This window comes from Leptolyngbya sp. FACHB-8 (genome assembly GCF_014695575.1).
Classification (GTDB): domain Bacteria; phylum Cyanobacteriota; class Cyanobacteriia; order Elainellales; family Elainellaceae; genus Vacuolonema.
Genome location: NZ_JACJOO010000065.1, coordinates 25,148 through 38,797 on the forward strand (window position 1 = coordinate 25,148; position 13,650 = coordinate 38,797).

Annotated in this window: 9 protein-coding genes; 4 read left to right on the forward strand and 5 right to left on the reverse strand. The window is 53.0% G+C overall.

The window, feature by feature from the left end:
• Nucleotides 1-215: 215 nt before the first annotated feature.
• Nucleotides 216-3,215 carry an aminomethyl-transferring glycine dehydrogenase gene (gcvP, locus tag H6F91_RS17150; protein ID WP_242035847.1) on the forward strand — a complete coding sequence of 1,000 codons (3,000 nt, stop codon included), beginning with the start codon at nt 216-218 and terminating at the stop codon, nt 3,213-3,215.
• A 180-nt stretch (nt 3,216-3,395) separates the two neighbouring features.
• On the opposite strand, the gene prmA is transcribed toward gcvP, so the two are convergent.
• Together prmA and serA are read right to left on the reverse strand one after the other, a co-directional pair.
• Nucleotides 3,396-4,298: a 50S ribosomal protein L11 methyltransferase gene (gene prmA / locus H6F91_RS17155; RefSeq protein ID WP_190789410.1), complete on the reverse strand. Its 903-nt coding sequence runs from the start codon at nt 4,296-4,298 to the stop codon at nt 3,396-3,398.
• Between the two features lie 241 nt (nt 4,299-4,539).
• Nucleotides 4,540-6,126 carry a phosphoglycerate dehydrogenase gene (gene serA, locus H6F91_RS17160; RefSeq protein ID WP_190770740.1) on the reverse strand — a complete coding sequence of 529 codons (1,587 nt, stop codon included), beginning with the start codon at nt 6,124-6,126 and terminating at the stop codon, nt 4,540-4,542.
• 500 nt (nt 6,127-6,626) lie between these two features.
• Between serA and H6F91_RS17170 the strand changes: the two genes are divergently transcribed.
• Nucleotides 6,627-6,860: a hypothetical protein gene (locus H6F91_RS17170; RefSeq protein ID WP_190770741.1), complete on the forward strand. Its 234-nt coding sequence runs from the start codon at nt 6,627-6,629 to the stop codon at nt 6,858-6,860.
• A gap of 270 nt (nt 6,861-7,130) precedes the next feature.
• Here H6F91_RS17170 and H6F91_RS17175 read toward each other — a convergent pair whose 3' ends face one another.
• The 3 genes from H6F91_RS17175 to H6F91_RS17185 all read right to left on the reverse strand — a co-directional run bounded on the left by H6F91_RS17175 (nt 7,131) and on the right by H6F91_RS17185 (nt 9,953).
• Nucleotides 7,131-8,822, reverse strand: coding sequence for a DUF3352 domain-containing protein (locus H6F91_RS17175; RefSeq protein WP_190770742.1), 1,692 nt, complete (start codon nt 8,820-8,822; stop codon nt 7,131-7,133).
• Between the two features lie 148 nt (nt 8,823-8,970).
• The gene (locus H6F91_RS17180) at nt 8,971-9,501 is read right to left on the reverse strand and encodes a DUF937 domain-containing protein (RefSeq protein ID WP_190770743.1); all 531 of its coding nucleotides are present in this window, start codon (nt 9,499-9,501) and stop codon (nt 8,971-8,973) included.
• Between the two features lie 125 nt (nt 9,502-9,626).
• The gene (locus H6F91_RS17185; protein ID WP_190770744.1) at nt 9,627-9,953 is read right to left on the reverse strand and encodes a BON domain-containing protein; all 327 of its coding nucleotides are present in this window, start codon (nt 9,951-9,953) and stop codon (nt 9,627-9,629) included.
• A gap of 484 nt (nt 9,954-10,437) precedes the next feature.
• Here H6F91_RS17185 and psaC point away from each other — a divergent pair, with 484 nt between their 5' ends.
• Complete coding sequence (gene psaC / locus H6F91_RS17190; protein ID WP_006515950.1) at nt 10,438-10,683, forward strand: photosystem I iron-sulfur center protein PsaC; 246 nt, start codon at nt 10,438-10,440, stop codon at nt 10,681-10,683.
• A gap of 304 nt (nt 10,684-10,987) precedes the next feature.
• Nucleotides 10,988-12,895 carry a glutamine--fructose-6-phosphate transaminase (isomerizing) gene (gene glmS, locus H6F91_RS17195; protein ID WP_190770745.1) on the forward strand — a complete coding sequence of 636 codons (1,908 nt, stop codon included), beginning with the start codon at nt 10,988-10,990 and terminating at the stop codon, nt 12,893-12,895.
• Nucleotides 12,896-13,650: the final 755 nt, after the last annotated feature.

Consider the following 13,650-nt stretch of genomic DNA (forward strand, 5'->3'; position numbering starts at 1 on the left):
ATTAAGTAATATAAACTAATTTTAATGTATGTGGATCAAGCACTCTCATCTTTTCAAAAGGTGCTTGTTCTTCCTCTGCGCTGTTTTATTGCAAATTGTTGCAGAATAGTCAGAGAGAGAGTTGAAACTGGGCTTATTCTGCTGGGGTTATGGGTGCGATCGCCGAGTGAGCGGTGGAGCCGAAGGCGCCTACTTCCCCTTGAAATGCTCTCTTGATGCTTGATTCCGTACCCGAAGGTCAGTCTTCTACACCTATGTCTTCAGAATTTTCCACTCAGTTACGCTCCTCGGATGCGAGCCCTGCTGTCAGAAATGAGGGCTCTAGTAATGGCACCTCAAATCACAATGGAGCGACCAATGGGGCAAAAACCAGCGCTCTCGCTCCCCCCGATGATTTTGTACCCCGGCACGTGGGGCCACGGGAAGCTGAGTTGGCGCAAATGCTTCAGGTTTTGGATGTAGCAACTTTGGCGGAGTTGATTGACCAAACGGTTCCAGCCAGTTTGCGGGTGAAGCAACCCCTGAAGCTAGGTGCGGGGCGGAGTGAAGCAGAATTGCTACAGGAGTTAAAGGCGATCGCCTCCCAAAACCAGATCTTCCGCTCCTACATTGGCATGGGCTATGCCAACTGCATTACACCGCCTGTTATCCAGCGCAACATTCTGGAAAACCCCGGCTGGTATACCCAGTACACCCCCTATCAACCGGAAATTGCTCAAGGGCGTCTCGAAGCATTGCTGAATTATCAAACTTTGGTGACGGATTTGACGGGAATGGCGATCGCGAACGCCTCCCTCCTCGATGAGGCGACCGCTGCTGCTGAAGCGATGGCGATGAGCTATGGCCTCAACAAGGGCAAAGCCACTACCTTTTGGGTTTCTGAAGCCTGCCACCCTCAAACCATTGATGTGATTCGTACTCGGGCTTTACCCTTGGGAATTGACGTAGTTGTGGGCGATCACCAGAAATTAGAGGTTGATGCGTCCATCTTTGGAGTGCTGCTGCAATACCCTGCTACCGATGGCAGCATCTATGACTATTCCGCGTTGATTGAGCAGGCCCATGCAGCTGGAGCCCTCGTCACCGTAGCGGCGGATCTCCTGGCTCTAACGCTGTTGAAGCCCCCCGGTGAGTTTGGTGCCGACATTGTAGTGGGTAATACCCAGCGTTTTGGAGTGCCCCTGGGTTATGGTGGCCCCCATGCCGCTTACTTCGCAACCCGTGAAGCCTACAAGCGACAGATTCCCGGTCGTCTCGTGGGAGTTTCCAAAGATGTATTAGGAAACCCAGCGTTGCGTTTGGCGCTGCAAACCCGTGAGCAACACATCCGGCGGGATAAGGCGACCAGTAACATTTGTACCGCTCAAGTTCTGTTGGCTGTCATCGCTTCTATGTATGCGGTGTACCACGGGCCGGAAGGACTGAAGCGCATTGCGACTCGGATTCACCAGCTAACAACTGCCCTGGCTCAAGGGTTACGAAGCTTCGGGTATAGCCTGGGGGAACCCTTTTTTGACACGGTGCGCGTGACTGTGGAGGCCGAGCAGGCGGCGGTAATTGGAGAGCGGGCGATCGCAAACCGCATCAATCTGCGCCATCTTGATTCCGATACCTTCACCATTACCCTGGATGAGACGACGACACCGGATGATGTCCAGGCTCTATTGAACCTATTTGCCCCTGATAAATCTGTCAGCCTGCAATATGGTCCCTCCCCGGTGCCTGTGGCTCTACAACGTACATCGCCCTATCTGACCCATCCCGTATTCCAGCGCTATCACTCTGAGACGGAATTGCTGCGCTACATGTATCGCCTGCAAATGAAGGATTTGTCTCTGGCAACGGCGATGATTCCGCTGGGCTCTTGCACCATGAAGCTGAACGCGACCAGTGAGATGATCCCTATCACTTGGCCGGAGTTTGGGCAAATTCATCCATTTGTTCCGTTGGATCAGGCTCAGGGCTATCAAACCATGTTCCGTCAACTGGAAGATTGGCTGGCAGAAATTACCGGGTTTGCGGCTATCTCCTTACAGCCAAATGCGGGTTCTCAAGGAGAGTATGCGGGTTTGCTGGTGATTCGGGAGTACCATCAGCAGCGGGGAGATGGCGATCGCACAGTCTGTCTGATTCCGGAATCCGCTCACGGCACGAACCCCGCCAGTGCGGTTATGGCCGGCATGAAGGTGGTTCCCGTTGTTTGTGATAACGATGGGAACATCGACATGGCTGACCTGAAAGCCAAGGCAGAAAAGCATAGTGCCCAGCTGTCTGCGCTGATGGTGACTTACCCCTCTACTCACGGGGTATTTGAGGAGGGCATTCAGCAGATCTGTGACATCATCCACACTCACGGTGGCCAGGTGTATATGGATGGGGCCAATCTCAATGCTCAGGTCGGCCTCTGTCGTCCCGCTGAGCTGGGCGCTGATGTCTGTCATCTCAACTTGCATAAAACCTTCTGCATTCCCCATGGTGGTGGCGGGCCTGGTATGGGACCGATTGGGGTCGCTGCTCACCTGGTACCTTATCTGCCAGGCCATACTGTGGTCACCCTGGAGGGGCAGGAACGTATTGGTGCTGTCTCCGCAGCTCCCTGGGGAAGTAGCAGCATCTTGCCAATTTCCTGGATGTACATTGCCCTAATGGGTGGCGAGGGGTTAACCCGCGCTACCGAAATCGCTATCCTTAACGCAAACTACATTGCCAAGCGTCTGGAGGGGCACTATTCCATCCTTTACAAGGGTCGCAATGGTCGCGTTGCCCATGAATGTATTGTGGACTTGCGTCAATTCAAGAAGACAGCGGGTATTGAAGCGGAAGATGTAGCGAAGCGTCTGATCGACTATGGTTTTCACCCACCCACCATGTCTTGGCCGGTGGCTGGCACTATCATGGTTGAGCCGACCGAGAGCGAATCGTTAGCGGAGCTAGATCGGTTCTGCGATGCAATGATCGCCATTCGTGAGGAAATTCGCGAGATCGAGGAGGGCAAGGCCCATGCTCAGGATAACTTGCTGAAGCATGCGCCCCATCCTGCTGCGGTCGTGACGAGTGATGTTTGGGAACGCCCCTATTCTCGGGAACGGGCTGCTTACCCCACTGCCTGGACGCGGGAGGGTAAATTCTGGCCTGCGGTGGCGCGAGTGGATAATGCCTATGGCGATCGCAATCTCGTCTGTGCCTGCCTACCGATGGAAGCCTACGCCCAGTAGGTTCACTCTGTTGTTTTTCGGGTGCCTCGCGTCCGAAAAACAACGCCTTCAGTCAGCCCTAAAACATGCTCTAGCATCTGGAGCCGCGACCGCAACCATTTGCAAAAATAAACTGGTCTCAATCAAAAGGAGAGAGGCGGGACAAAGCCCCGCCTCTCTCCTTTTGATTGACTATGCAAATTACGTTCGGCGAATATTTAAACAGCACCACTCGCCTCGTCGCCAGAGGGTTGCAACAACCCAACCGTTTTCCTCCAGGGTGTCTGCAACCGGTTTCACCTGTTCGAGCAAAATGCCGCTGAGAATACCCCAGGTGGTTGGTTTGGAAATTGCCCCAAATCCCGGAATCAAATCCACAATTGTCTCTGCCAGGATATTGCAGAGAATCCCATCGACGGGTTCTGAGGTGAGTTCTGAGATGGTGCTGAGGCTACCCTTCGTGGTAACCAGGCGATCGCTTGGTAGATTATTTAATTCCAGGCTGGTCTGAGTGGCTTCAATCGCTAAAGGATCGGTGTCGACCGCCAACACCCAATCGGCCCCCAACAGGATTGCCCCCAGGGAGAGAATCCCAGAACCGCAGCCAATATCTGCGATGACAACTTTAGCATTGGGATCGCGAGGTGACTCATCTAACCGCATTTCCAGCGCTTCCAGGCAGAGCTGGGTAGTGGCGTGGCTACCCGTACCAAAGGCAAAGCCAGGATCGAGGCGAATGACCAGCCGATCCGTTTGTTCCGGCTCGGGGAGCCATGCCGGGTTAATGAGGAAGCGATCGCCCACCTCTTGAGGTGCCCAATACTGCTTCCAAGTACTCGACCAGTCCTCCTCCTCAATCATCTGCCATTGCATATCGGGGATCGGCAACCCGGCACACAGAGCATCTTGTTTGAGTAACAGGGCTAGAGCGGATAAATCCAATAACTTGACTTGCTGTTGAGGCAAATAAGCCCGTACCAGCTTGGTATGGCCTGCCGTTTCACTGGAAGTTCCCTGGCTGCCAAAGTCCGTCAGCCGCCAGAAAACCAGGTCTTCCGCGTCAGGGTCACAGAGTACCCGAATCTCCCACCAACTTGTCGCCAAAGTTCCTCCAGTGTTTCGATCATGGCTGCGCCAGGTTGACCTTAAGCCTCAAAAATAGGCTTTCTAAGGCTAGGCTACTCCTCCATTAAGGATTTTTTGAGGGGGCTTTAACCCCTCAAAAAATCCTTGGATTTGATCTGTCAGTATCGAGCGATGATCCTGACAAACAACCTGAGCCCATACGAGACGCATCAATTCAATGTGTCAGGCCGGAACTCGACTCTAACAAATTACCCAAACCCTACGCAGGCAGCGTAATGGTATAAGCATCCCGAATGCCAGCCAGTTGAGTAATCTCAGTGAGTACCCCTTCTGGTAAGGGATCATCCAAACTGAGTACCATGACCGCGTCGCCCCGCACGATTTTGCGACCCACCTGCATGCTGGCAATGTTGACGTTAAAGTTGCCCAATAGGGAACCTAACTGGCCAATAATGCCCGGCATGTCACGATGCAGGGTAAATAACATATACCGGCTGGGGGGCACGTTAATCGGGAAATCATTGATGCTGGTAATACGAATTTCGTTGTCTCCCAACAGTGCTCCGGAAACTGTGTGTTCTCCAAGCGGACCGTCGGCCGAAATCCGAATCGAACCCGTGTAATCCTTCGTAGTGGCATCCCGAACTTCGGTAACGTGGATACCTCGTTCCTTCGCCTCAATGCTGGCGTTCACGTAGTTAACGCGCTCTTGCAGAGCATGGGACAGCAGCCCCTTCAGGCCCGCTACTACAACGGGTTGGCTCTCATTATTGGCAACTTCACCCTGTAAGCGGATGTTGAAGTTCTCAACACGCCCACCCGTAAGCTGGCTGATCAGGTTGCCGAGAGTTTCTGCCAAATCCATGTAAGGACGTAGCTTCTCCAGAACCTCGGGCCGCAGACCGGGGATGTTGACCGCCGAGCGAGCCGGCAGGCCCAGCAATACATCACGGATTTGCTCGGCCACATCAATCGCCACGTTTACCTGCGCTTCTTCAGTGGAAGCGCCCAGGTGAGGCGTCAAGATGATCTCCCGGCCCACTTCCCGCAGGACAGACTCACCCAGGGGTTCGCTCTCAAATACGTCCAGTGCGGCTCCAGCAATTTGACCCTCTTGCAGCGCTTTAGCCAGAGCTGCCTCATCAATAATGCCGCCCCGAGCGCAGTTGATCAGCCGTGCCGTCGGCTTCATCTTCGCCAGCGTATCGGCATTGATCATGTGGTAGGTTTCGGGGGTCTTGGGCAGGTGCAGCGTAATGTAGTCAGACTCGCGCATCAGCAGATCGAGTTCGACCAGATGAACGCCTAATTGCTCAGCCCGTTCCTTGGAAAGAAAGGGATCATAGGCCAGCACTTGCATCCCCATTGCCCGTGCAACCGTAGCAACGTGGGAGCCGATCTTACCCAGACCGACCACACCGAGGGTCTTCTTGTAAACTTCAACCCCCAGGAATTTGCCCCGTTCCCACTTGCCTTCCTTAACGGACTGGTTGGCAGCGGGGATATGGCGGGAGAGCGAGAGCATCATGGCGAGCGCATGCTCCGCTGCCGCAATAGTGTTTCCTTCGGGGGAATTGACCACCAGAATGCCCTGGCGGGTGGCACTTTTCACGTCTACGTTATCGACGCCAACACCAGCGCGGCCGATAATTTTGAGTTGTTTACCGGCTTCGATGATTTCGGCGGTGACACGAGTGCCCGAGCGAATCATCAGAGCATCGTAATCGGGAATAATTTGCACCAGTTCTTCTGGTGTCAAACCGGTTTTGACATCGACCTGCGCAACCTGGGAGAGGATGTCGATACCAACCTGATCAATCGGGTCAGAAACGAGAACCTTGGGCATGATGGGAAATGAGTGGCAATAGACGACGAGTGATCAGGGGAAGGCAAGCGCATTCTTGAAAAGACCCTGTGAGGGTTCATTTTTTGGGCGTAAGACGCATAAAAGATGAACTTTTCAAAAACACGAGCATTACCATCCCGACGGGAATGATTCCAGTCAACTTAGCACCAAAGCAGCGTGGCTTCCGGACTGAAAGCTCTGATCTGATTGGGCTTAACGGCCCGTTTATAGGAAGGATTGAAAACTTCTACAAAGGGTCATTTTACTGCAAAGCGGTAATGCCCTGGAGAATGGCAGAAAGTTTTCGCGATCGCCATTATCAGGTTCGGTTTCCTTAAGTTTCCGGAGAAGTTTGCAGCCGAACCCCAGGCTCACCTGGGCCTAGGCGAACTAAACAGGACTATTTCATCACTTTCGGATTACCGTACCTTGCCGAAGCCTGCAATAATCTGTTACATTTATTTACAGATTGAAACAGGGCTTTACATAAGGAGGCCAACATGGTTCTGCTAATTGCGTTGTTTGGAGTAGCCTGGGTTGCCGCTGCGGTCATTGGAACTCAAGCCTACTTCCGAGGTGAGCAGACAAAGCCAATTCATGAGCGGAACTGGCGCTCGAATGGGTTTGAGGCACTGGCTCAAACTTTTACGGGTAGCGAAATTGATTACAGCAATCGGGTTCCAGCCTTCCAGGTCGTCGATGCATATACTAGCCGGACGCTGCCGAACCGATAGGCTTCATGGGCTGTGGCTCTCCACGCAGCCCGTGATCCCCAAGTTTGTTACGCGATACCTATGAATCCTCAATGTGTGGCCTCTGCGGGGGCCATTTTTTGTAATCGGGTTCCGGGTTAAGGGCGTTTTCGAGTGCCGTACGTTGCGCGGCACTCGAAAACGCCCTTAACCGAACTCGGGTTTTGTAGGTGCGTGGTGCCGTAACAAAATTTAGTGAAAAATGAGAAAAAGGGCTTCTTTTAGAAGCCCTTTTTCTCATAAATTGCATCGTTAGCGATCGGATAGACGGATAAAGAGGGTGCCTTGTCGACTCTGTTGATCGCCCCCAGCACTGCTGAATGTTAGCGATCGCACATGATCAAAAATAGGACGGGCCGACAATCCTGCCAGTTTCAGCAGAGGAATACGCTTTTCTAGAACTGGCCTGACGGCGGACCAATTGACGTAGAAAAAGCCGTTGTTTGCAGGAGGGATGGGGGCGATCGCTTCCTTAAACTCTCCTTGCTCTGCCAGGGAACGGGAGGGCGCCTGAAGTGCCTGGCTCATGGCATCCAGAGAGGTTGCCAGCAGTTCAAATCCGCGAGTGTTAGTGTGGACCCCCCGCACTTCGGCCTGGATCTGGGGCGTGTTGCGTCGTCGCGAGCGACCCTCAGCGGTGGAAAGGCGAGTCCAGGTATAGGTAGGCTGACCGTTCAAATCGACGGGGCCAATACTGAGGCCCTGGTTTTGGGCGATCGCATCCAACTCATCTAGTGCCGGCTGGGTCGCCTCTGTAGCCTGAGCCGCAACCAGCCAGTCCTGCTTTTTACCCGCTTTCGGCATCAGCCCCAGGGCAAACTCTTGGTCAGCCCAGCTTAGTAGAGGGCCAGAGAGGGGCATACCCCATTGTGACTCCAGGGGCTTGAGGGCCTGCTGAAACAGCTCTGCCAGGAGTGGAAAATCTTGCAATCCTGTATTCAGGTCATTCCACACCTGATTTAAGTCCAACCCGGAAACCAGCAGTGGCGTATCCTCTGGCATGAACTGGAGCGCGGTTGTGGGGCGATCTGCAACGGGTTGGATAAAGGGTAGCTCGAAGCCGGGGGCGGTCAGGAGAGCAGTATCGGCGAGAAGACCGTAGCGGTTGAGTTGAAGAGCTGCGATCGCCCGATCAAACCGAGATGCGCTGGCACTGCGGCTCTGCCCTAACCACTGGCCCAACTGAGGCAAATTCACGTACACCATGCCCAGCGTGTGCTCGGGTACCCGCCGCAAGGCTGCTTCATAGTCAGCATTACTGCTCAAGTTAAGACCTGGGGCCTGGACGTTGTTGATGGCCTCTCGCAACACTTTGGGAGAGTTAGCAAAGAGGACGAAGCGATCGACCACTACCGTCGTTGCCAGGGTTTGAACTATTCCGTCTGTTGCCGCCTGATCGACCGTTTGCCCGTAGATCAGCTTTACCCCGGCGTAGGGTTCAAAGACGAGATCGGAGCCAGCGATCGCCTGTTTCTGCCAGAACACCTGCAAAAAGTCGCGGGCGCGATCGCCGTCCTGGGTCTCTATGGCTAGCAAGTAACCGGGCTGTTGCCCGTTAGCTGGGTTGCGATCCAGATCAGGTGTGGTGACAGATAGAGTAATTTCGTCGCCCAGCCAGGGCTTAATGTCTGTGGCATAGTTCAACTGTCGTTCTGACAGAATGCCCTGCTTAAATTGTTCGATTTCCTTACGAGCCTGACGACGGGCGGTGGGATTGGCGATCGCAATACGCAAGGCCTCCAGGCGATCGGGGTTGACCTGCAAAGATGCCATCACAGGCGCTTGCTTGGGCACAAAGACCGCAGCTGCCGGGTCAGGACGTTTGCCATCCGACAACACATCCAGCGGGCTTTGGACCGCTAACCAGAAAAAGAGGGCGATCGCCGCCACCAGAGATCCCACCACGACGGCACTGAGTGCCACATAAAACGAGCGCAGGCTCATCAACCCACCCCAATCAAAGGTACGCCGCTGTTAGTTTACTGCTGTTGTACTCGATTTAACAGAATAACCTTGCAAAAGCCTAGATCTGGATGTGGGCGACGCTGAGCGCCGCCCACATCCAGATCTAGGCTTTTGAAGCAAACGTTATCTACCGATGGTTTAAGTAGCGGCCTGCCATCGATAGAGCATCACCCATATCCACATCGCCATCACCGTCAGCATCCATAAAGGCACCCAAAACGGAGTTGCCACCCACGGCTGAACCCTGACCCTGTTGGGCACCGCTACTGAGGAGTTTGAGCGCAATAGGCACCAGAACAACGAGCAGGCCTTGGATCTGGGAGGCATTTAAGCCTGTTCTTTGGGAAATGGTCTGAGTCAGTTGCTGTTGCTGAGAAGGGTTAAAGAGCGCTTGCACAGCGGCTGGGTTAGGGCCAGTACCGGCAAATTGACGCATGATGGAATCAACCTGCCCTGCGCCGCCCTGGCTGGCCTTCTGCTTCAGGGCCGAACGTACATAGCTACCTACTACCGACATGGCGGCCTGGGTCGTGCCCGTGTTGGTTCCCTGGTTACCCGCTACCTGTTGCAACGTGTTCAGAATAGTACCGAGCTGATCAGAGCTGGCCTGTTGATTTGGGTTATTGATAGCACCCAAGATTTGATCAAACAGTGGCATAACCGAAATTCCTCAGCGTGTATGTTTCCTGACGTCCAAATAGCAATGCATGTAGAGAAGAAGTTTAGGAGGGCAGACGCGCTGCATCTGCCCCAGAGCCCAAGCTAAGAGCGCTTAAGTAGAAACTAGCCAACCGTTACCTGGGTAGAATCAACTTCCGTTGCGCCATTCACACCTCGGGCAATACTGACAGCACGGCTTAGCAAATCTTGGGAAGGAACTTCACCCTTCAGCACGACTCGGCTACCGGTTTGAGCAATCCAGAGGCGATCCAGCGGCTCTAACTGAGGATCGTTATCGAAAGCGATCGCCACTCGCTTGGCCAATCCGCTTTCATCAAACGTCCCATCGGGACCGACCTTCTCAGCGGGGGTACCAGGCTGCTGAGGAGCAACCGCCACAGACTCGTTATCTTTCTTCTTGCGGCCAAACAAACGATCAAAGAAACCCATAGGACTCTCTCCAAAGAAATGAGACACCAAACGTCCCACAAGGGGGTACAAGGAGAAGCTATTGGATCTTCAACGAATATGGCAAGGTAAGCCAATACAAAAAACGCGATTTAATACTTTAGACAGAGCTAAAAAAATGTCCGGAATTACATTCAAGTCTCTTTGGTTGGGACAACGGTTGCTCTTTGTGGAGTAAAGAGTGTTGTTGCTTCCTCTGAAGAAAGAGAGAGGTTATTTACATTTCTTTAAGTTTGCCGATCGGGTACAGAGAGCGCAAACCCGCTCTGGCTGGTCGAGACAGAATATCCTATATTACGCTTTTTGAAGTTTTTCTAGGTTTTGCAGAGTGGGGCAAAACCCCTGCTGTAAACTAGGTTTCGATTGATAGACCTTATGGCCTGATTGGTTGGGATCGCTATCTCGGTAACGGCCCTAAACCCATGAGACCTGGCTTAGGATCATCTAGTTCGGAGCCCTTATATCAATGTCTCATTCAGTCAAAATCTACGACACCTGCATCGGTTGCACGCAGTGCGTCCGCGCTTGCCCCACCGATGTTTTGGAAATGGTGCCCTGGGATGGCTGCAAGGCTGGCCAGATCGCATCGTCTCCCCGTACCGAAGACTGCGTTGGCTGCAAGCGTTGCGAAACGGCTTGCCCAACCGACTTCCTCAGCATTCGGGTTTATCTGGGTGCTGAGACAACCCGTAGTATGGGCTTGGCCTACTAGGTCTGACCCAATCCTACGAGTTGACCAAATTCTAGAATCCAACAAAGGGGGCCTTGGCCCTCTTTTTTCTTGCTTGGTTTTATGGGGTCTCACATCCATAAAACTAAGCTTGATATTCTAAGGAGATTTCCAAAAAATGGGGATATTGTTTCTCAGAAACCTCCTAAAAGGAGCAATGACGCACGGAAAACCAGGAGTGCGCCATCGCTCCTTTTAGTTTGCTTTTGTCACCCTTCTGCCCTCATGGGTAAATCCTGTGGATAAAATGGGGTGAAATTTTTGTGGTTTAACGGGAGGGTTGGCCATGTGTGGAATCGTCGGCTATATCGGAACGCAGGCGGCCAGTCAGATTTTGCTCGAAGGACTACGGAAACTGGAGTATCGGGGTTACGACTCAGCCGGAATGGCTACCATCCTGAATGGTGAAATCCATTGTGTTCGGGCAAAAGGTAAGCTTCAGAACTTGCAGGACAAGATCGCAGGTGAAGACAATCCTGCTTGCGTCGGAATTGGCCATACCCGCTGGGCTACTCACGGCAAACCCGAAGAATATAACGCCCACCCCCACACCGATACCGCCCGCCGCATTGCCGTGGTGCAGAATGGCATTGTCGAGAATTATCGCGAATTGCGTGAAATCCTCAAAGCTAAGGGTCACGAGTTCCGTTCTGACACGGACACGGAAGTCATTCCCCATCTGGTTGCGGAGTATTACCAGCAATTGAAATCGGGTGCGCTTACGGTCCCTGCCCGTGCTGCTTCGCCCTTTTTGGAAGCTGTGCGACTGGCGGTTAGTGACCTGCGCGGTGCTTTTGCGCTGGCGATCGTTTCTGCTGACTACCCTGACGAGTTGTTGGCTGTGCGACAGCAGGCCCCTCTGGTGGTGGGCTTTGGGCAGGGAGAATTCTTCTGCGCGTCGGATACCCCTGCTCTGGTGCCCTACACCCGTACTGTGCTGACTCTGGAGAATGGCGAGATTGCACGGCTCACTCCCATGGGTGTGGAAGTATATAGCTTTGGTGGCGATCGCCTCCGCAAGACCCCTCAAACTCTCAACTGGAACCCCATCCAGGTCGAGAAGCAAGGCTTCAAGCACTTTATGCTGAAGGAAATCTACGAGCAGCCCGGAGTCGTGCGGGCGGGGCTAGAGGCCTATCTTGATCCTGGCTGGACAGCCGAATCAGGGGCTAATCCGATTAATCTGGGCTTACCGGAGTCTTTCTACGAAGATATTGAGCATATTCAAATTCTGGCTTGTGGAACGAGCTGGCACGCGGGTTTGGTCGGGCGCTACCTGTTGGAACAACTTGCCGAAATTCCGACACAGGTTCACTATGCCTCTGAGTTTCGCTACTCTCCCACGCCGCTCATGCCCAATACCCTGACCATTGGCGTGACACAATCTGGAGAGACTGCCGATACTCTTTCCGCTTTAGAAATGGAAATGCGACGACGGGTCGATCTGGGGCCTAAGTTCGCGGCACGAATGTTGGGCATCACCAATCGCCTCGATAGCACTCTGGGTCGTCTGGTAGATAACCTGATCAATACCCATGCGGGGATTGAGATCGGGGTTGCGGCAACCAAAACCTTTAGTGCTCAGTTGGTTGCCTTCTATTGTCTAGCGCTGGACTTGGCCTATCGTCGTCGCACGATCTCGGGCGATCGCCTCCAAAAGATTATCGATGGCCTGCGACAACTCCCCGCCCAAATCGAATCCATCCTGGAGGTGCAGGAACGCTACATTGGCGAACTCTCTCACCAATTTGCTGAAACTCAGGACTTCATCTTCCTGGGGCGAGGTATCAACTATCCGATCGCTCTGGAAGGTGCCCTGAAGCTAAAGGAAATCAGCTACATCCATGCTGAGGGGTATCCGGCAGGTGAGATGAAGCATGGGCCGATCGCCCTGCTGGATGCGAAGGTGCCAGTGGTGGCGATCGCCGTTCCCGGTTCAGTCTACGAAAAGGTGCTGTCTAACTCCCAGGAGGCCAAGGCTCGCGATGCTCAACTAATCGGCGTGACCGCGATGGATGATCCCGAAGCTGCCGAGGTCTTCGACAACCTGTTGCCGGTGCCCCATGTGGATGAATTGCTCTCGCCGTTGCTGACGGTGATTCCGCTGCAATTCCTCTCGTACCACATCGCCGCTCACCGTGGTCTAGACGTAGACCAGCCCCGGAACCTCGCCAAATCGGTAACGGTTGAGTAGTTCCAGCTACAAAGGCTCGTTGATGAGATGTGAAGCATCGTGAGTGAGGTAATTCTTCTCGCTTACGATGCTTTTAATGTTATGGAAGCCTTGCAAAGACTCGTGGAGCAGTTGTGAATATTGGGCCTTGAGATGTTACAAATCAACGATGATTGACAAAGACTTGTCGATAAGTTGTCGGGACTCATGCAAGAGCTTTCAAGATTTGTGGATTTGGATAATGGATGAGCGACGCTAAATTAAATTTAGTTTCACAACAAATGACAACATGAGTAAGCGAATCGTAGGGGCGGGTTTGGCAGATAACTCCTAACCCCGTCAGTAGCTTGATGGCAAAACCTGCCCTTATAGGTATTGGTAATAACCTCTGTGTAGATTGGTGTGAGTATTTCTGGCTGAAAGAGGGCTTAAATCGACAGATCCCCGGTTTTTCAAAAAAACCGGGGATCTAAGTTTTTTCAGCCAAACACATGGATGAATTGTTCATCTTTGTCATTGGATGATGTGGAAGGATAGCATTGCGATCGCCCCACGTCATTCAATGGAAAGAAACCTGCGAAGGAAAGGCGAAATCAGTTGGGGGATACCGGAGTGGAAAGTTCTTTGGAAGCTTTGGTACGGGAAGCTTTGAAACGTTCGCTGATACCGTTTTAATATGAAGCTGCGCCAAATAGGGCTTCGAGAATGAAATCGTAGGACGTCAATGACGCAACCCTTTCAGGGGAAATCTTGTCGAGTTCCGAGGTCAGGAGTTT

Bases quoted from the DNA above. Each gene is read 5' to 3' on its own strand.
- serA (WP_190770740.1), bottom strand. From the start codon at position 6,126: ATGCCCAAGGTTCTCGTTTCTGACCCGATTGATCAGGTTGGTATCGAC.
- glmS (WP_190770745.1), top strand. From the start codon at position 10,988: ATGTGTGGAATCGTCGGCTATATCGGAACGCAGGCGGCCAGTCAGATT.
- H6F91_RS17175 (WP_190770742.1), bottom strand. From the start codon at position 8,822: ATGAGCCTGCGCTCGTTTTATGTGGCACTCAGTGCCGTCGTGGTGGGA.
- H6F91_RS17185 (WP_190770744.1), bottom strand. From the start codon at position 9,953: ATGGGTTTCTTTGATCGTTTGTTTGGCCGCAAGAAGAAAGATAACGAG.
- H6F91_RS17170 (WP_190770741.1), top strand. From the start codon at position 6,627: ATGGTTCTGCTAATTGCGTTGTTTGGAGTAGCCTGGGTTGCCGCTGCG.
- H6F91_RS17180 (WP_190770743.1), bottom strand. From the start codon at position 9,501: ATGCCACTGTTTGATCAAATCTTGGGTGCTATCAATAACCCAAATCAA.
- psaC (WP_006515950.1), top strand. From the start codon at position 10,438: ATGTCTCATTCAGTCAAAATCTACGACACCTGCATCGGTTGCACGCAG.
- gcvP (WP_242035847.1), top strand. From the start codon at position 216: ATGCTTGATTCCGTACCCGAAGGTCAGTCTTCTACACCTATGTCTTCA.